This window comes from Enterobacter cloacae complex sp. SHL022, from assembly GCF_049237785.1.
GTDB lineage: Bacteria > Pseudomonadota > Gammaproteobacteria > Enterobacterales > Enterobacteriaceae > Enterobacter > Enterobacter hormaechei_C.
Genome location: NZ_JBMKJH010000005.1, coordinates 116,122 through 133,009, shown reverse-complemented (window position 1 = coordinate 133,009; position 16,888 = coordinate 116,122). Strand labels below are relative to the sequence as shown.

20 protein-coding genes are annotated in these 16,888 nt (G+C 46.7%); 5 read left to right on the top strand and 15 right to left on the bottom strand.

Annotated features, from left to right (window positions below; all coding sequences use genetic code 11):
• Positions 1–83: 83 nt before the first annotated feature.
• From ACOTZD_RS11910 to ACOTZD_RS11880, 7 genes are all read right to left on the bottom strand, one after another.
• Positions 84–596: a DUF2778 domain-containing protein gene (locus ACOTZD_RS11910; protein ID WP_306414113.1), complete on the bottom strand. Its 513-nt coding sequence runs from the start codon at positions 594–596 to the stop codon at positions 84–86.
• Between the two features lie 507 nt (positions 597–1,103).
• On the bottom strand, positions 1,104–1,565 hold the full coding sequence (locus ACOTZD_RS11905; protein ID WP_048241032.1) for a hypothetical protein: 462 nt from the start codon (positions 1,563–1,565) through the stop codon (positions 1,104–1,106).
• 71 nt (positions 1,566–1,636) lie between these two features.
• On the bottom strand, positions 1,637–2,158 hold the full coding sequence (locus ACOTZD_RS11900; protein WP_174402503.1) for a hypothetical protein: 522 nt from the start codon (positions 2,156–2,158) through the stop codon (positions 1,637–1,639).
• 73 nt (positions 2,159–2,231) lie between these two features.
• Positions 2,232–2,402 (bottom strand): hypothetical protein, encoded by a 171-nt coding sequence (locus tag ACOTZD_RS11895; protein WP_154817000.1) that lies wholly within the window; start codon positions 2,400–2,402, stop codon positions 2,232–2,234.
• Between the two features lie 470 nt (positions 2,403–2,872).
• Positions 2,873–3,268, bottom strand: coding sequence for a hypothetical protein (locus ACOTZD_RS11890; protein WP_048241035.1), 396 nt, complete (start codon positions 3,266–3,268; stop codon positions 2,873–2,875).
• A 462-nt stretch (positions 3,269–3,730) separates the two neighbouring features.
• The gene (locus tag ACOTZD_RS11885; RefSeq protein WP_048241037.1) at positions 3,731–4,072 is read right to left on the bottom strand and encodes a hypothetical protein; all 342 of its coding nucleotides are present in this window, start codon (positions 4,070–4,072) and stop codon (positions 3,731–3,733) included.
• Between the two features lie 30 nt (positions 4,073–4,102).
• Entirely contained in the window at positions 4,103–5,938 is a 1,836-nt protein-coding gene (locus tag ACOTZD_RS11880; protein WP_269150367.1) for a recombinase family protein, read from the bottom strand.
• Between the two features lie 46 nt (positions 5,939–5,984).
• Between ACOTZD_RS11880 and ACOTZD_RS11875 the strand changes: the two genes are divergently transcribed.
• Positions 5,985–6,374, top strand: a complete 390-nt coding sequence (locus tag ACOTZD_RS11875; protein WP_032104437.1) for a MysB family protein — start codon at positions 5,985–5,987, stop codon at positions 6,372–6,374.
• A 7-nt stretch (positions 6,375–6,381) separates the two neighbouring features.
• On the opposite strand, the gene ACOTZD_RS11870 is transcribed toward ACOTZD_RS11875, so the two are convergent.
• The 3 genes from ACOTZD_RS11870 to mdoG all read right to left on the bottom strand — a co-directional run bounded on the left by ACOTZD_RS11870 (position 6,382) and on the right by mdoG (position 10,768).
• Positions 6,382–6,609, bottom strand: a complete 228-nt coding sequence (locus ACOTZD_RS11870; protein WP_003858030.1) for a YceK/YidQ family lipoprotein — start codon at positions 6,607–6,609, stop codon at positions 6,382–6,384.
• 84 nt (positions 6,610–6,693) lie between these two features.
• Positions 6,694–9,222, bottom strand: coding sequence for a glucans biosynthesis glucosyltransferase MdoH (gene mdoH / locus ACOTZD_RS11865; RefSeq protein ID WP_015570846.1), 2,529 nt, complete (start codon positions 9,220–9,222; stop codon positions 6,694–6,696).
• A complete protein-coding gene (mdoG, locus tag ACOTZD_RS11860) occupies positions 9,215–10,768 on the bottom strand; it encodes a glucans biosynthesis protein MdoG (protein ID WP_032608994.1) in 1,554 nt (517 codons plus the stop codon). The genes mdoH and mdoG overlap by 8 nt, the downstream gene beginning before the upstream one ends.
• A gap of 255 nt (positions 10,769–11,023) precedes the next feature.
• On the opposite strand from mdoG, the gene mdoC reads away from it, so the two are divergent.
• Entirely contained in the window at positions 11,024–12,163 is a 1,140-nt protein-coding gene (gene mdoC / locus ACOTZD_RS11855) for a glucans biosynthesis protein MdoC (protein WP_017384749.1), read from the top strand.
• A gap of 41 nt (positions 12,164–12,204) precedes the next feature.
• On the opposite strand, the gene ymdB is transcribed toward mdoC, so the two are convergent.
• The 5 genes from ymdB to csgB all read right to left on the bottom strand — a co-directional run bounded on the left by ymdB (position 12,205) and on the right by csgB (position 14,635).
• Positions 12,205–12,741 (bottom strand): O-acetyl-ADP-ribose deacetylase, encoded by a 537-nt coding sequence (gene ymdB / locus ACOTZD_RS11850; protein ID WP_045350131.1) that lies wholly within the window; start codon positions 12,739–12,741, stop codon positions 12,205–12,207.
• 80 nt (positions 12,742–12,821) lie between these two features.
• On the bottom strand, positions 12,822–13,142 hold the full coding sequence (locus ACOTZD_RS11845; protein WP_003858038.1) for a type 1 fimbrial protein: 321 nt from the start codon (positions 13,140–13,142) through the stop codon (positions 12,822–12,824).
• A 153-nt stretch (positions 13,143–13,295) separates the two neighbouring features.
• On the bottom strand, positions 13,296–13,628 hold the full coding sequence (gene csgC / locus ACOTZD_RS11840; RefSeq protein WP_003858040.1) for a curli assembly chaperone CsgC: 333 nt from the start codon (positions 13,626–13,628) through the stop codon (positions 13,296–13,298).
• 56 nt (positions 13,629–13,684) lie between these two features.
• Positions 13,685–14,140, bottom strand: coding sequence for a curli major subunit CsgA (gene csgA / locus ACOTZD_RS11835; protein WP_003858043.1), 456 nt, complete (start codon positions 14,138–14,140; stop codon positions 13,685–13,687).
• Between the two features lie 39 nt (positions 14,141–14,179).
• Positions 14,180–14,635, bottom strand: a complete 456-nt coding sequence (csgB, locus tag ACOTZD_RS11830; protein ID WP_003858046.1) for a curli minor subunit CsgB — start codon at positions 14,633–14,635, stop codon at positions 14,180–14,182.
• 743 nt (positions 14,636–15,378) lie between these two features.
• Here csgB and csgD point away from each other — a divergent pair.
• Genes csgD through csgF form a run of 3 tightly spaced genes read left to right on the top strand, consistent with a single transcriptional unit; the run spans position 15,379 to position 16,866 of the window.
• The gene (gene csgD, locus ACOTZD_RS11825) at positions 15,379–16,029 is read left to right on the top strand and encodes a biofilm master transcriptional regulator CsgD (protein ID WP_003858049.1); all 651 of its coding nucleotides are present in this window, start codon (positions 15,379–15,381) and stop codon (positions 16,027–16,029) included.
• Between the two features lie 4 nt (positions 16,030–16,033).
• Positions 16,034–16,423: a curli production assembly/transport protein CsgE gene (gene csgE / locus ACOTZD_RS11820; protein ID WP_003858052.1), complete on the top strand. Its 390-nt coding sequence runs from the start codon at positions 16,034–16,036 to the stop codon at positions 16,421–16,423.
• Between the two features lie 26 nt (positions 16,424–16,449).
• Positions 16,450–16,866, top strand: a complete 417-nt coding sequence (gene csgF, locus ACOTZD_RS11815; RefSeq protein ID WP_003858054.1) for a curli production assembly/transport protein CsgF — start codon at positions 16,450–16,452, stop codon at positions 16,864–16,866.
• The last annotated feature ends 22 nt before the right edge of the window (positions 16,867–16,888 follow it).

The window sequence follows — 16,888 nt, the reverse complement described above, 5'->3', positions numbered from 1 at the left end:
ATTGCGTTATGCCGTTCAGGGGCTTACCAAAGCTTGATAACCACCATGAAAAGATGATGCAGATACTATATAAGGCTGCATACTTAACGAATCCTACAGTTCGCATAGTTGCTACCCCCCTGCACGTCCACCCAGCCATACGCCATTAATCCAGTTCTGGAACCTGGTACTTTAACCTTTTTAGTACGTAGCAACTGACTACGTACAGTATAGAAATCAGGGCGATTGACGAATGTTATGCATCCCTCTGATACACCCGTTCCATCTGGCCGTAATGGATGCAAACGGAAACTACCACGCGATACACCATTAATGAGAATGCTATCTGTCATGGTTTGAGCACTGAAGAGTGCAAACCATTCGGAGTGATCGTTACCAGTGATTGTATCAATCCCCCATGCCCGGATCTGATTCAGAGTAGAACCAGTTGGCCTATCAACTATCCAGTACCGTCCAGTAGGGATAGCACTATTAGGCATAAACGCACAATTGGGATCATTTGTATATGGGTTCTGCCCACTGAATACCGAGAAAGTTCCTATTCCATAGACGTGTAATTTGGCATAGCCATTTTTATCAATGTCGTCGTATGTCATCCTCATTATTTGCATTTTGTTTTCCCTGCTGTTTGCATATGGCAATTCTATCATGTGTCGAGTAATCGAACATCACCACTATAAGGTAGGTAAGTACATGAAGGGCTTCAACAGCCCGTAACCCCGACAAGGAGCAAGGCGACGCGTAGTTACTCACAAAGACTTTAGGTACGCAGTACCGACCCCAATCACTTTGATTCAGTACTATCATCTGTCGAGCAAAGCGAGTAATAACGCCTTGCGGGTTTTCGAGTACTGGCGAGAAAAACGCAACGTTACTAACCAATACTACGAGGAGTTCACGACGAGTAGTATTCGTGACGCAAGTCACAGTTTCTGTGAATACTGATAGAGAAAGAAATACATGGAATGAAATGGAATGGATTTCGTATCTCTATACTTAGTTGCCGTATTGATGGTAAAACGCGGGTTTCAGGGGCTTTTTTTGCCGTATTACGGCATACAACCATGCCGTAATATGCCGTAATATGCCGTAATACGGCACAATTAACGCAAGCTCTTTAAGTACTCGATCATGTCATCAATAAAGTCACCTTGTTTTTGTAGTTCCAATAGTTTACCAAACTCTTTATATGTTAGTGTTCTTTGTCCATATTCTGGTGCTGGCAGTGCGTCTGGGTGTGCCAACATATACTGTTCTATTCGTTTTGCTGCATCCGTGATCGCTGCTCCGTAGTACCTAATCATACGTTCTTTTACTTGTTTCTTATCCTGTTGTACTTTAATAGCATTGATAGTATTGAATAGTAAATCATTTCGTATTTCATCTTCATTACTCAATACTGTAAACACGTCATAGACACTAATCTTATCTCTCACCTTAAGCTTAGCTACTGAATCCTTCATGATGTTCTTGATATCTTCACATGGGATATCTTTATATAGCTTGTACTGGCTAATTAGTGCTTTTACGTTTCTGTTATCAAAACTTGAATAGGTTTTTGCCATAATAAATAGTCCTATATATTCTTAATTAATACTTGGCCTGTAGTGATTCCACCCACTACAGGCCAATTTCTTTAAATGTTGTTAGCGTGATTCAATAGTGCCGCACTTAGTTTTTTATATTCTTTGTACTTCTCAGCAAGTTCTATCAAACGTGCCTTACGCCATTTCATATGTACTTCATGTGCTTCAAGTTCAGTACTGAAAGTTCCTAAACATTTCTTTTTACTATCTACGCTACAGTATGCTTTGAATTTCTTACCTGATGCTTCAACACCTTTCATGTACTTACCTGGTTTAGTACTTTTGAATAGTTGGTTTACTTCAGGGGGAACGTACATACAGTTTTGGGATGAATACTCACGAGCACCAGGATTTAGTATGTCTTTATCAAGATGCCAACCTTCTACATAGTTCACTTCATGCCATTTCAAAAACAATGATAGGTTACTAAACTCGGTACTAATCGTTACATCATGATAATCATCATTGTATAGAGTTCTATCGAACATGTTATTGAATGATTTACGTCCTGTTTTTAGTGTTGGGTAATCATTGTGTGTACGGATTCTTTTTAGGTCATTATTTCTCTTCATATCTATGCTTCCATTCATTGACAGTGAAACTTCCTGTTTCACCATTTGCTATAACTTTATTAGGCGTATAGCATTAGCCTTTTTTTAGAATGATGTGTTGGTTTAGTAAGTACTGAAAAGCACTCGCAAGTGTTTCACGATCACAAACACCGCTTTCACTAAGTTTCTTTAATTCTGCTAACTGTGCGTCAGTGACACGTACTGATACCAAGTTGGTTTTTACGTCTTTTTTATTAATTTTCATGTTAATTTCCATATTAGGTTTGATTTCGATTTCGTAGTAATTCCCATGTAAAAAGAACCCTACTGTGGGTAGGGTGTATTTCAATGGAAGGAAATTTATAGATGAGCCACAATCTATATTTTATTTATCATTTGATTCATTGCGAATGAAATGACGAAACGGAATGATGCAAACCATTCACGTTTCTCTTACTACGTTTTATTTATTATTTTCCTGCTGAATAGGTGAGCTATGTTCGAGCCTTCACCTATAATATAACATATTTATTTTTTCTGTTTCAGATAGTTTGTTAGTAATTTATTTATTGCTGGTATCTTTAATGGTAATGTAATAATACATAGCATCATAAAGAAGATCATACAGAGTATGTAGATTGGGAATAGTACTAATTCAGTTAAAAGATGCATCACGTTATTTACCTCTTGCTGTTGTATAAATTTATTTATCACAAGAGGTCAAATTGGGTGTACTTATGCGATGTTAAATGATGGTTTATGAATCAAACTTATGTCATAACCGCGAATACTCTTAACGAGTTCAATTAGATCCATTGTAATTAGATTGCTAAAGTACTCGGAACATTGACGCAATCCATCTTCAGTTATTGGAAAACTTTTTCGTTCTACGCTACTTGTAATAGGTGAATCCCAATCTGGAGTTACTTCACGCGGTAAAACATGTATTTGGTGAACATCCAATTCATCACCCACTATTTTATAGTTAGTGATTATATCGTGGTCTGTACGATGCATACCAAATATTACAGGCAACTCTTCACTATGTTTGATGCTTTGAATTCCACACGAATATTCAGTTCCCGCATAGAGATCACTTAGTAGCTTTTTGATTATCTTTTTGGCTTTCATATTTTCCTCTTTTAGTTTGATTAAGATGTGTTTGTTACTACGGCATTACTGCAACGTAATCCCACTGTAGCCGTGAAATTTTATATAAATAGTTAGAATGCCTTGGTATTGAAAGAAACGTTGTTTCCACGCTTTAAATATTAAAGGTCGGAGGTATGACAGTCAAAAAGCCACTTAAGTGAAATTAGCATCAAATTTGACAGAATAAGGGACAACAGAGTAATATCATCGCTCAAGGCGAATATCCAACCCATCGGGTGCGGAATTGTAGTTTTAGATATTGCTTTTTTAGCAAAATAATGATAAGCGTATCTATCAAAATCGCTTTATCGTTAGCCTAAATCTATCCCAACATTTTCTTTTTATTTCCAGTTATTTTCCTTAGATTATTCTAAAAACACGCCAACTCCTTGTTTTTAATACAAAAACAGCAGATCATTCCTCTTAGGTTTGCTCTACGCCCTATTCATCAACGACAATCTCACACTTCAAGTAGCCATTTCCTGCTTTTAAGTAAGCTCCTTTGAGCGAGGTTTTTAAAACCATTCCGTTATCAGCTGTATACGAAATCACCGAGTTATCAAAACTGTCTATGCGTATCACCTTACGTTCAACACCATTAACATCTAATTTTTCCATTGAATCCTGCACCCTATAATCCCCACACTGATAATGCGTGTTTATTTGTACAACATTTGGACTCGAAATACCTGCCCAGCCACGCCAGGCATCTCTCTCAGTTACAATTCTATCTGCTGCATTGACCAGTACTGGCAATGCCAAAAGCAGGAAAAAAATTTTCATGTGAACCTCGTTTTAACTTTGGCATCTCGCTTAATCAACCCATTCAATCATGTCTTCATTGACTTCGTAAGCAAAACCCTCTGGTTCCCTGCCAACCATCATGACATTTATATAATGTAATAGTTCATCAATGCTTTTCTGTCTACTTGCATGCAATACCCAAACGTCTCCATTAGATTCAACCTTGAATACTATTTTGTTATCTTCTTTTACGCTGTATACGCGTTGATTATTGCTTTCGTTGATGCTAATTTCACTTAGTAACACTCCATCATTATTTGTTAAAAGTAGATGTTTGATAATGTCTTTATGATATGAGATATCATACAAATAATATGCCCCTATATAGCTTGAATCCATTCTCAAACACCTAACAGATGATACAACTTTAGCGATATGTTCATTTGTTTTTCTTCTTAGCACTGTATTATCTTGATTGGTAATTTCTTCAATATCATAGTCATATGACAGGCGAACAACTTCACTTTCATTTTCAAGTGCATTTATTTGATTAAGTATATCTTCCTTCTCTGCATTTCTTTTTCTTTTAAAATCCATTATGGCGAACAATTCTTCTTCTTCACTGGCACTTTTGATCTTCTCATTAAGTACTACGAGCTTATTATTGACTTGTGAGAGAAGATTATTCAGGCTTTCTAAAGAAAGATTACCTGATTTGTCACCATATATATCATTAAGATTCAAACCTTTAATATGTTCTAATAGTACTCTTTCAGTAACATAATACCGTAACATCTTTGAATTACATTTTTCGTCTTTAGTCCGTTGTCTATAACATCGTAAGTATTGTCCTCCATTAGACATACTCTGGACGATCATTGGGCTTCCACACTCATGACACTTTGTTAAACCATTAAATAAATTCCTTTGCTTCGTAGTACTACTTCTTTGTTTTTTGGTAGACACGTTTCTGTCCATCATAGATTGGACTTTTAAGAACAGATCATCTTCAACTACTATTGGATATATTCGTTTAGCATTTTCGTTTGCTTCTCTTTTAATCTTAAGATTTTCCAATACCCTCTTTTCTGTCTCACTTGTACTTTCATTATCTTTTTTGGGTATGCTGGGGTACTTACCAACAAGGTAGCCATTAAGCCGACGATCACGCAATTTGTTATAAACCGTAACGGTATTCCAGCCTTTGCCGTTGTACCTCTCCCCTTCTTTGTTCAGAAGATTCACGATCTGAGTTACACCATAGCCATCACGGTATAACTCAAAAATCTTAGTTATTGTTTGTACTCTCTGTATGTTTATCTCATACTTTTTTTTGTCATTACTGAGAGCCAACCAATCTGGTGTATTGTTGTTAAGAGCAACCCCATTTGCTAAAGATTCCTCTTTTCGATGCTTCCATGATTTCTTGCTGATACGAGCTTTTCGCTTCGATTCCTGGTAAGCACGTTCAATACTTGTAGATAGAGCAGATAATCTGTGCTCCAGTTTGTTGCTGAAAATTTGCCCTGTCTCAACTTCAACGATATCGATGTTACGCTTGATCAGGAAAGTGAATTCATCGATAGCATCGTAGCCTTGTTTTCTACTAAACCTGTCCACGGACTCGATTAGTAAGCAACCTTCTGTGATCTCTCCTGACCTTACACGTTCCTTGAATCGCCCGAGAGATCCCTTCGTGAAGTTGTGCCCCTTATACCCCGACAATCCTTTGTCGCTTTCAAGTACTTCATGATTGTTTGGATCGAGTCGATACCCTAACTCGACAGGCAATTTTGCATTTTCAAGAAAGTCCATGACAGTGCTGATTTGTCTGTCTAAGCCAAAGGCATCAACCTGTTGCATACTTGATACCCTGCTATACACATACGCTTTGACAGTTCGCATTCATGCACCTATACATTTGATAAACTTAATCATTGAGGAACTCATTATGTCCGATAAAGAATATGTATTCTATAGTACGCTGGAAGAAGCAATTGATGCCGCTCGCGAAGAGTTCCTCGCCGATAATCCCGGCATTGAGGAAGAAGATGCTGACGTGCAACAACTCAATATCCAAAAATACGTCCTACAGGACGGCGATATTATGTGGCAGGCCGAATTCTTTGCTGATGAAGGTGAAGATGGTGAATGTCTGCCGATACTGAGTGGTGAAGGTGCACAGGCGGTATTCGACGGCGACTATGACGAAATTGAGTTACGTCAGGAGTGGCTGGAAGAAAATACGCTGCACGAATGGGACGAAGGCGAGTTTCAGCTCGAACCGCCGCTGGATACCGAAGAGGGTCAGGCCGCAGCGGACGAATGGGACGAGCGATGAGCTCCCGTTACTCGTAAGGGCCGTGACTGGCATCAATGGGCAGCAGCAGCGTGTCGAAAATCAGCGAAAACGGCAGATCGAGTACGGTGAGATAGCGCCATGCAGAATCGCGAACGTCCCACTGTACGCCGGGGTAGTATTGATTCCCGTGGCCCTGCCCGGGGATGGTGCGGCTGATAATGCTGCCGCAGCCGCTGAGCAGGCATGCCATCATGACGACAATGATTACTTTCATGTCTGACCTCTAAAAAAATACCGGCGATTAAGCCGGTATTTCATTTGGCGGGTGGCGCTTCGCTTACCCGCCCTACTTAACAACTTACTTCGCCTTCAGTGCCAGCGGATTCAGCTTAACGTCCTTATAGTAGTTCACCCACGAAGAGTATCTCTCCGGCGCGGACCACACGCGGTAGTGAAGCCGTGCCATCGTCACCGGATCGCTCAACAGCACCAGACGACGGTCGCGGTTAAGCTTTTCTGGCGTCTCGTTCAGCGCCTGCTCAACGTGGCGATCGCGGGCGATCTCCAGCACCTGGCTGGCGCGGTGACGCGCCGTCGCCATCGCGGTTGCCAGCGCGTTGAATGACGGGTTAAACACGGCGTGCATAAAGCCATCATCCAGCGTGCGTTTGCGGTTCTGCTCCAGATAGGTATCGGTATCCACCAGCACCTGCGGCGGAGAATACTCTTCCGGGATCAGGAACAGCTTCCAGCGTTTGGTACGCAGGCCAACCGTGGAACGGCTGGAGATCACCGACACAAACGGCGACAGGATCAGCGAGAAGACGATTGGCGCCAGCCAGAACAGGAAACGCAGATCCAGCCAGGCCATACCAACGGCCCACACCAGGCCCAGCAGCAGCTGAGAGCCGTGGCGCATAAAGGCCTCACTCCACGGCGTAGAGTCATCGTCACGCTGCGGTGAATTCCACACCACTTCCCATCCCAGGAACGCGCTCACCACAAACACCGTATGGAACAGCATACGCACCGGCGCCAGCAGGACCGAGAACAGCACTTCCAGCAGCAGTGAAAGGGTCACGCGGCAGAAACCACCGTACTCCTTCGAACCTTTGCACCAGATCAGAATGATACTGAGCAGCTTAGGCAGGAACAGCAGCACCATGGTCGACGCGAACAGCGCAATCGCCAGCTCCGGACGCCACTGCGGCCACACCGGGAACAGCTGGCGCGGTTGCAGGAAGTATTGCGGCTCCGTCAGAGCATGCACAACCTGCAACGCGGTCGAGAGTGCCAGGAACATAAACCACAGCGGCGCAGACAGATAGGACATAACGCCCGTCAGGAACACCGCACGGTGAACAGGGTGCATCCCTTTCACCAGGAACAGGCGGAAGTTCATCAGGTTACCGTGACACCAGCGGCGGTCGCGTTTGAGCTCATCCAGCAGGTTCGGCGGCAGCTCTTCATACGAGCCAGGCAGATCGTAGGCAATCCAGACGCCCCACCCTGCACGACGCATCAGAGCAGCTTCCACAAAGTCATGCGACAGAATGGACCCGGCAAACGACCCTTCACCCGGCAGCGGCGCCAGGGCACAGTGCTCGATGAATGGCTTCACGCGGATAATGGCGTTGTGGCCCCAGTAGTGAGATTCACCCAGCTGCCAGAAGTGCAGACCGGCAGTAAACAGCGGCCCGTAGACGCGGGTCGCAAACTGCTGGCAGCGCGCATACAGCGTGTCCATACCTGACGCTTTTGGCGAGGACTGAATAATACCCGCGTTCGGGTTGGCTTCCATCAGACGGACCAGCCCGCTCAGGCAGTCGCCGCTCATCACGGAGTCCGCATCCAGAACCACCATGTAGCTGTACTGGTTACCCCAGCGACGACAGAAGTCATCAATGTTCCCGCTCTTACGCTTAACACGACGACGACGACGGCGGTAGAAGATCTGCCCTTCCCCCTGCACCTCGGCAATCAGCTCCATCCAGGCTTTTTGCTCTGCCACGCAAATATCCGGGTTGTAGCTGTCGCTCAGGATATAGACGTCGAAATGCGCCGCGTTACCGGTCGCCTTCACGGACTCCCAGGTGGCACGCAGCCCGGCGAATACGCGGTCAACGTCTTCGTTACAGATAGGCATGATCAGCGCGGTACGGTGCTCAGGATTGAGGGGTTCATCCCCGACCGTCGACGCGGAAATGCTGTATTTGTCACGCCCCATCAGCAGTTGCAGGAAACCCATCAGCGCCGTCCAGAACCCGGCGGAGACCCAACAGAACAGCACAGCGAACAGCAGAAGAATGCCGCTCTGTAAAATATACGGCAGCAGCTGCATGAAGGAGACCCAGATATCCTGGCCAATCATGTCAGCAGGGTTAATCAACGCCCAGCCCTGGTACGGCAGAATGGTTTTCATGTACCAGGTGGCGACAACCGTCTGCGCCAGCGTCAGCAGCAGCAGAATGTAACGACGAATCGTTCCTACGGTACGCCATTTCTGCTCGGAGGCCTGCTGTTCTTTGGTCAGACGTGACAGATAGCGCGGTGTCACGTCACGCCCACGCAGACGATCCCAGAAGCGGCCCACCGGGTTGGTGCGCCACGGATCGGGGAACATGGAGGAACGCGTGGCCTTCGGCATCGCCTGTAGCTGGTCACGCCCTTCGTCATCCTTGATTAACTGCCCTTCTGCCAGCGAGTCCGGCCATGCCTGCTCCAGACGTGCCTTCACTGACCCCAGCGGCGTATCATCATCACGGGAAAAATGACGATGTTCACCATCCAGCGCGGTGTGAACCGCGCGGATGTCGCTCGCAGGGAGCGCCGCTTTTTCAATGTCCGTCAGCGGCATGGCATCAATATATTCAGATGTATTATTCATTGGCAGGTAGCTGATAGCTCCAGGTTTCACTCAGCGGCTTATCGTTACTGACCAGCGCGGCGCGCATTTCAGTGGTCTGTTTCGGATCCTTCACCTTCACGCGCAGGGTCAAACGCCACCCTTTGGTGACCGGGTTGTACCGCACGGCGTTTTCAACGATTTCACCGTTATCGCCAATGCTGGCCTGTGCCGTCACGGCAGTATCCGGCGCCAGTTTTTTCATATCCTGCCCGGCGAAGTCCACGATAAATGCCAGCGTGCCATCCGGCTGACGAATCAGGTTGGACTGCTTCACATCACCCGTTGAACGACGCGTCTGCATCACATACGCGTTATCCGGTGCGTGCAGCTTGTCTTCGTCACGGCTGAAGGTAATCGCATACTTGAAGTTCATCTCTTTACCGGCTTCAGGCAGCTGATCCGGTGTCCAGTACGCCACGATGTTATCGTTGGTTTCATCGTTGGTTGGAATTTCAACCAGCTCAACCTTACCTTTACCCCAGTCGCCTTTCGGCGTAACCCAGGCGCTTGGGCGCAGATCGTAGCGGTCATCCAGATCTTCAAAGCGGGAGAACTGACGGCCACGTTGCAGCAGACCAAAGCCCTGCGGGTTTTCCATCGCAAAGCTGCTGACCGCGAGGTGTTTCGGGTTGTTCAGCGGACGCCAGATCCACTCGCCGTTACCGGCATGGATGGAGAGGCCATTGGAATCATGCAGTTCAGGACGGAAATTGGTCGCCGGAGATGGCTGGTTCGGCCCAAACAGGAACATACTGGTCAGCGGTGCGACGCCCAGTTTGCCCACTTTATCGCGCAGGTAAACTTTAGACTGCACGTCAACCACCGTGTCACGCCCTGGCATGATCACGAAGCGATAAGCGCCGGTCGCACGAGGGGAGTCCAGCAGCGCATAAATTGTCAGACGTTTGTCGGTTGGTTTTGGACGTTCGATCCAGAACTCGCGAAAACGTGGAAATTCTTCACCTGATGGCAGCGCGGTATCAATTGCCAGACCGCGCGCAGAAAGCCCGTACACCTGCCCCGCGCCAATCACGCGGAAGTAGCTGGCGCCAAGCATGCTGACGATTTCATCGTTTTTATCTTTGCTGTTAATCGGATAAAGCACCTTGAAGCCTGCGAAGCCGAGGTCTTTCACCGTGTCTTTATCGTGTTGCACATCGCCAAAATTGAAGTAATCCGGGCTGTACTTGATTTTGCGTACCGCGGTCGCCGTCACTTCATTGATGGCAACTGGCGTGTCGAAGTACATACCCTGGTGGTAAAATTCAAGCTTGAACGGGGTTTTAATATTGTTCCAGTACGCTTTATCGTGATTGAACTGGATCTGCTGATAGTCCGCGTATTTCATGTCGCGGAAAACGGAGGGCAGGTTACTTTTTGGCGCTTCGTAGCTCTTGCCCGCCATCGATTTTGCCTGTTTTGCGACATCATCGATGTTAAAGGCCAGTGCAGATGAGGTATACAGTGACAACAGCACTGCTACACCCAACCAACGCATTTTCATCATTTGTGGTTTATGTTTCATAATAAGTAAGCACTTCCCCCTTTGTGTGCTTATATCGATCCGATCCATTTTAATGGAAACTCAGGCAATCCGACAACATTATCACTGCTTTGTTCAGCTCGCTGGCTCATGGATTAAGCAAATGAAAGAACCCGCTTTTCACTTTGCGTGCTTATCCTGGAGACAGGGTGTCGGTCTTGGTGTAGGGTTGGCTCCGAATGTAACCATTATGAGCCTTAGGGATAAGGCGAAAAGTCTGAGAATGCACAAAGTTATATGAGCACAACCCCTGTACAACGTGAATATTTCCTCGACTCGATCCGCGCATGGCTCATGCTATTGGGGATCCCTTTTCATATTTCACTGATCTATTCCAGCCACACCTGGCACGTGAACAGCCAGATGCCCTCCTGGTGGCTGACGCTGTTTAATGATTTTATCCATGCCTTCCGCATGCAGGTGTTTTTTGTTATTTCCGGTTATTTCTCTTACATGCTCTTCTTGCGCTATCCCCTCAAGCGATGGTGGAAAGTGCGCGTGGAGCGCGTGGGCATACCGATGTTGACGGCCATTCCGCTGCTGACGCTGCCGCAGTTCATCATGTTGCAGCATGTTAAAGGCAAGGCGGAAAACTGGCCGAATCTCTCCTTCTATGAGAAATACAACACCCTGGTCTGGGAGCTTATTTCCCACCTCTGGTTCCTGCTGGTACTGGTGGTGCTAACCACGGTGAGTTTGCTGATCTTCAGCCAGCTGCGTCAGCGCGCGAGCACCGCATCCTCGACCTTCTTCGCCAACATCACCCTGGGCAAGCTGTCGCTGCTGTTTCTTGCGCTGGGGGTCGCGTATGCCGCCGTCAGGCGTACCCTGCTCATTGTCTACCCTCCCATTCTGAGCGATGGGCTGTTTAATTTCGTGGTGATGCAGACCCTGTTCTACATTCCCTTCTTCCTGATTGGGGCGCTGGCATTTATTCATCCCCGGCTTAAAGCGCTGTTTACCACCCCCTCCCCCTGGTGTGCGGTGGGTGCTGCGCTGGCCTTTGCCGCCTATCTTCTCAATCAGCGCTATGGCAGCGGGGACGCGTGGATGTATGAGACAGAGAGCGTGATAACGATGCTGATGGGCCTGTGGATGGTGAACGTGGTGTTCGCCCTTGGCCATCGTCTGCTGAATTTTAAATCCAGTCGCGTCACCTATTTCGTTAATGCTTCGCTGTTTATCTACCTGGTTCACCATCCGCTGACGCTGTTTTTCGGGGCGTACATTACGCCGCATATCGCCTCGAATGCGCTGGGCTTCTTCACCGGCCTGGTCTTTGTGGTTGGCATTGCCATCGTGTTGTATGAAATCCACCTGCGGATCCCGCTTTTGCGTTTCCTGTTCTCAGGCAAACCTCAGGTTAAAGCGGGATAACAAAACGGCGCCTCCAGGGCGCCGTTTTTGCACTTCAGACATCAAAATGCCTGGCTGCGCGCGGTCAAAATCCGCTGATACAGGTCGGCGGTGTGCTCATCGAAACAGACAAAAATGACTTTTTCCGGCATGGGTTTGAGGGAAAGGTAGTGATAAACGGTATTCACGGCGATCGTAGCTGCTGCTTCCTTTGGATAACCGAACACCCCGGTGCTAATGGCGGGGAACGCCATGGTCTTATACCCGTTATCCGCCGCAAGCCGCAGGCAGTTACGATACGCCTGCTCCAGAATCTCAGCCTCATGGCGGTCGCCACCGTGCCAGACGGGTCCAACGGTATGGATCACCGCTTTGGCCGGGAGATCGCCCGCAAGCGTAATAACAGCATGCCCCGGCGGGCACTCTCCCTGCTGCTGACGCACGGTTTTGCATGCTTCAAGGAGTTGAGGGCCTGCGGCCCGGTGAATGGCACCGTCCACCCCGCCACCACCCATCAGGGAGGAATTGGCTGCGTTGACGGTCACGTCAACGCGCACCGTCGTGATATCGCCATGAATAACGTCGATTTGCGGTCTCATAAACACCCTCTGCAACCCGCCTTTTTCACCAGTGTATCGCAGAGGGAGAAGGAGAAAAACTGCCGCGAAAAAAACGTCGGTTAGCGGTAATCCACCTGAACGACCGCAAGCGTTTTCTGTTCATTCAGGTATTTCATGCTGACAGCGGCCAGAGCTGAATGAGGATGATGGCCCCGGAGCGCCTCGTCATAACTGATGGTATGCGTTTTCATACGGTTATTTTCCGGACAGGAGATCGCAAACTGCTGATGCCGGGGCGTGACTTCGCACGGGTCAGCGACCACCGCGCCACGAAAATGAATCACCCCACCATTTTCTATAGTTGCTGAATAAGCCGGAGAAAAAAAAGAGGACAGGATCAGTCCCAGACCAGAAATAATACACGCTGCGGATTTGAACATTATTTGTACTCCTCAATGAAATTCGTCCTTGAGGGGTAAAAACGCTCCGTTATGAAGTATCAATTTAAGCAACCCGATGACTGGGTTCTTGATATCAGCATAGCTTACCTGTGCAGCGCCGCCACTTTATTAAATCATTGATTTCATGAATTATTAAAGCGCACTTACCGGTGCGTTCCACTGCTGTGATAAATGAAGCGATTTTCCATCGGAAACGGTGACGATTATTTTTACCGCATCCCCTGAGCGAATATTTAAACTGATTCGCGTTAAATCAATCGGCTGATTAGCGGGTATAAAAAGAGTATTTTTCTGCCGCGATGTACTTTGTCCCCCCTGCCCCTGTCGGACAGATAACACCTCAACCTGACATTCGCAGGCGTCTGCCAGCGTGACCTGAGGAATAATGGTTGTCATATTTGCCTGCTGTGAGGTGCTGAACGTTATCTGGCTGGCAAGCGCGGCAAGGAGAATGAAGGTGCTCATGAGATCCTCCCGAAAAAAAACAGGGCGCATGCCCTGTTTTTTGGTACAGAAATGAATCAGTACTGGTGTGCGGTCGCGTTGTTGCCAAAGCCAACCTGGTGCACAGTCACCGTTGAGCCGGACGCTGTCTGGTCTACCGCCGCGCCGTTGCCGCCGCCGAACTGTTTCACGTTGATAACAGAGTCTTTGCTATTCCATTGGTCGATGGTGGCGCTGTTACCAAAGCCTTTTTGCAGCAGATCGATAGAACTGTCATCAGAGCCCTGGCCAACATCTGCGCCGTTACCACCACCATGCTGGGTAATGGTCAATTCAGAATCTCGGGCGTCCGTCTGCAAAGCAAGCGCGGAGTTACCGCCGCCGTACTGGTAAATGCTCAGGGTTGAGTCAGGGCCGTTATTGCCGCCACCCCAGCCACCACCGTGGCCGCCGCCAAATTGTGGTACCGCACCTGCGAAAGCACTGCCAGAAACTACGATTGCTGCAATAACTGCCACTTTGAAAAGTTTCATGGTAAACCCCCATCGGATTGATTAAGGCGTCACACATCGCTAACGTTGAATAACGCGAATAGCCATTTGCGACTGTCTCTGTACTACAACTGCTGTTTTCTGCGTACCATACTGCGTTATATTCGCCCTGTTACCCGAGCCTTTCTGGATAATCATGGCGGTGTTGCCAAAAGCGCCCTGCTTAATACTCGCATCGTTGCCGTTGCCGGTCTGATCGATATAAGCAAGGTTATACGTCCCTGACTGATCAACATTCGCGCGGTTATTCCCGCCCTCCTGAGAAATAACGGACAGCAATTTAGAACCGTCCTGGCGTACATCAGAATTATTTCCTGAACCCTGTTGACCAATAATGGCTGCCTGATTGTATGAAGCTTTACTTAATTCATTTATCGCAAAATTATATTCAGAACTGGCTAAATCTGAATCACCTGCGATTACAAACCCAGGCGCACCCAGTAATGTAAACATCATAAACAACGTTTTGTTTTTCATGCTGTCACCCTGGACCTGGCTATAAAAAAGTATCTCTTGCTCCGTTAACGCGATTCGTTTTGTTAACGCCGCGTTACGGAAAAGAGTATGTCTGCCGAAACATGTTTAATATCTCACCCGTGCGCCTTATTTTTATATTCTCCTTCACCTCAAAGTCGTAAATCTCGCCTGAAACGACGGGATACACGCCTAAAGCAGAAACCAAAAATGTCTTCCTGCGCTTGTACAACAGCGAGACAGACTGTCCAACCTGCACCGGCTTCTTCAGACAAAAAAGACAATGCCCTTTGCCACGCGCGTGACACGAAGCAAGTTTTCTTAAGAAAAAATTCTGGCTTAGGGAAGTCTTATGTTTTTAGCAGAGATCATACTTTTTACCGGCTGGCTTAGAATAATACAAAGCCAAATAATTCAACCCATTATAATATACTTTATGGTTTTTAAAATCTGTGCACGTTTATACACATGTACAACTTTCCCCTTATCTTAAAATCTATTAGCCCTGCAATATACACAAATTAATATCGAATTTTACATTCTGTTACACGATTAACACTTGCTTTAAAGTTTGCAATAGCTAGATTGAAAACAGCAGTACGTTATTTGTTTTTAATTTTACCGCCTCCTTTGGAGGAAGGTTTTTTAACTACACACAGCAGTGCCACACCTGTCAGTACCTCTGGTGCCCTTTTCAATAATACGAGGGCAACTGCCGGGTGTCATAAATAACGTGGGGTTTCATCATGTTTAATGAAGTCCATAGCTTACCCGGTCATACATTATTGTTGATCACAAAACCTTCCTTACAAGCGACAGCGTTATTGCAGCATTTAAAGCAATGCCTGTCTCTTAACGGGAAACTGCATAATATTCAACGTTCTTTTGATGATATCGCTTCTGGCAGCATCATTCTTCTCGATATGATGGAAGCGGATAAAAAACTCATTCATTACTGGCAAGATAATTTAAGCAGGAAAAACAATAATATCCGCGTATTGTTATTAAATACGCCTGATGAGTATCCTTTCCGCGAAATTGAGAGCTGGCCGCATATTAACGGCGTGTTTTACGTCACTGAAGAAGAAAACCGTGTCGTGGAGGGTTTGCAGGGCATATTGCGGGGGGAGTGTTATTTCTCGCAGAAACTGGCCAGCTACCTCATTACCCACTCCGGAAATTATCGCTATAACAGTTCGGAATCGGCCCTTCTGACGCACCGTGAGAAAGAGATCCTGAACAAACTGCGTATTGGTGCTTCAAATATTGAAATCGCCCGTTCGTTATTTATCAGCGAAAATACGGTTAAGACGCATCTTTATAATCTTTTCAAAAAGATAGCTGTTAAAAATCGCACGCAGGCGGTGTCGTGGGCAAACGATAACCTCAGGCGTTAATAGCATGAAACGCACCTTAAGTTGGATTGCCGCCGCAGGCATTATGCTTGCTGCCGGAAACCTTCAGGCTGTTGAGGTAGAAGTTCCCGGACTGTTAACCGACCACACCGTCACCTCTGTCGGACACGATTTTTATCGTGCCTTCAGCGATAAGTGGGAAAGCGATTATCCGGGTAACTTAACCATCAACGAACGGCCCAGTGCGCGGTGGGGAAGCTGGATCACAATAACCGCTAATCAGGACGTTATTTACCAGACTTTTTTATTCCCAACGAAAAGAGACTTCGATCAGAACGTCGCTTTCGCGCTGGCACAAACAGAAGAAGCTATTAACCGCCTACAGTTAGACAAAGCCCTTTTGAGCACAGGCGATTTAGCAAAAGATGAGTTCTAACAACGATACCTATTTCGGAGGCTGTAATGCGTCTCGCACACACAGTGATTTCGTTAATGCTCATTGCGCCGTTGAGCTGGGCCGGAAATATGACATTCCAGTTCCGCAACCCTAATTTTGGCGGCAACCCGAATAACGGAGCCTTTATGCTTAACCAGGCTCAGGCTCAAAACTCCTATAAAGACCCCAGCTATGACGATGATTTCGGTATCGAGACCCCGTCAGCCCTGGATAATTTTACTCAGGCCATCCAGTCGCAAATATTAGGTGGCTTATTAACTAACATTAATACCGGAAAACCCGGCCGGATGGTCACTAACGACTTTATCGTCGATATTGCCAATAAAGACGGGCAGCTTCAGTTAAATGTGACAGACCGAAAAACCGGTAAAACGTCGACAATCCAGGTTTCCGGTTTGCAGACCAGTTCAACTGATTTCTAAACAACCCCGAAATAAGGACAAT

What these genes read in the sequence shown, in the direction of transcription:
- ACOTZD_RS11910 (WP_306414113.1), bottom strand. Translation starts at nt 596, where the DNA reads ATGACATACGACGACATTGATAAAAATGGCTATGCCAAATTACACGTC.
- ACOTZD_RS11905 (WP_048241032.1), bottom strand. Translation starts at nt 1,565, where the DNA reads ATGGCAAAAACCTATTCAAGTTTTGATAACAGAAACGTAAAAGCACTA.
- ACOTZD_RS11900 (WP_174402503.1), bottom strand. Translation starts at nt 2,158, where the DNA reads ATGAAGAGAAATAATGACCTAAAAAGAATCCGTACACACAATGATTAC.
- ACOTZD_RS11895 (WP_154817000.1), bottom strand. Translation starts at nt 2,402, where the DNA reads ATGAAAATTAATAAAAAAGACGTAAAAACCAACTTGGTATCAGTACGT.
- ACOTZD_RS11890 (WP_048241035.1), bottom strand. Translation starts at nt 3,268, where the DNA reads ATGAAAGCCAAAAAGATAATCAAAAAGCTACTAAGTGATCTCTATGCG.
- ACOTZD_RS11885 (WP_048241037.1), bottom strand. Translation starts at nt 4,072, where the DNA reads ATGAAAATTTTTTTCCTGCTTTTGGCATTGCCAGTACTGGTCAATGCA.
- ACOTZD_RS11880 (WP_269150367.1), bottom strand. Translation starts at nt 5,938, where the DNA reads ATGCGAACTGTCAAAGCGTATGTGTATAGCAGGGTATCAAGTATGCAA.
- ACOTZD_RS11875 (WP_032104437.1), top strand. Translation starts at nt 5,985, where the DNA reads ATGTCCGATAAAGAATATGTATTCTATAGTACGCTGGAAGAAGCAATT.
- ACOTZD_RS11870 (WP_003858030.1), bottom strand. Translation starts at nt 6,609, where the DNA reads ATGAAAGTAATCATTGTCGTCATGATGGCATGCCTGCTCAGCGGCTGC.
- mdoH (WP_015570846.1), bottom strand. Translation starts at nt 9,222, where the DNA reads ATGAATAATACATCTGAATATATTGATGCCATGCCGCTGACGGACATT.
- mdoG (WP_032608994.1), bottom strand. Translation starts at nt 10,768, where the DNA reads ATGAAACATAAACCACAAATGATGAAAATGCGTTGGTTGGGTGTAGCA.
- mdoC (WP_017384749.1), top strand. Translation starts at nt 11,024, where the DNA reads ATGAGCACAACCCCTGTACAACGTGAATATTTCCTCGACTCGATCCGC.
- ymdB (WP_045350131.1), bottom strand. Translation starts at nt 12,741, where the DNA reads ATGAGACCGCAAATCGACGTTATTCATGGCGATATCACGACGGTGCGC.
- ACOTZD_RS11845 (WP_003858038.1), bottom strand. Translation starts at nt 13,142, where the DNA reads ATGTTCAAATCCGCAGCGTGTATTATTTCTGGTCTGGGACTGATCCTG.
- csgC (WP_003858040.1), bottom strand. Translation starts at nt 13,628, where the DNA reads ATGAGCACCTTCATTCTCCTTGCCGCGCTTGCCAGCCAGATAACGTTC.
- csgA (WP_003858043.1), bottom strand. Translation starts at nt 14,140, where the DNA reads ATGAAACTTTTCAAAGTGGCAGTTATTGCAGCAATCGTAGTTTCTGGC.
- csgB (WP_003858046.1), bottom strand. Translation starts at nt 14,635, where the DNA reads ATGAAAAACAAAACGTTGTTTATGATGTTTACATTACTGGGTGCGCCT.
- csgD (WP_003858049.1), top strand. Translation starts at nt 15,379, where the DNA reads ATGTTTAATGAAGTCCATAGCTTACCCGGTCATACATTATTGTTGATC.
- csgE (WP_003858052.1), top strand. Translation starts at nt 16,034, where the DNA reads ATGAAACGCACCTTAAGTTGGATTGCCGCCGCAGGCATTATGCTTGCT.
- csgF (WP_003858054.1), top strand. Translation starts at nt 16,450, where the DNA reads ATGCGTCTCGCACACACAGTGATTTCGTTAATGCTCATTGCGCCGTTG.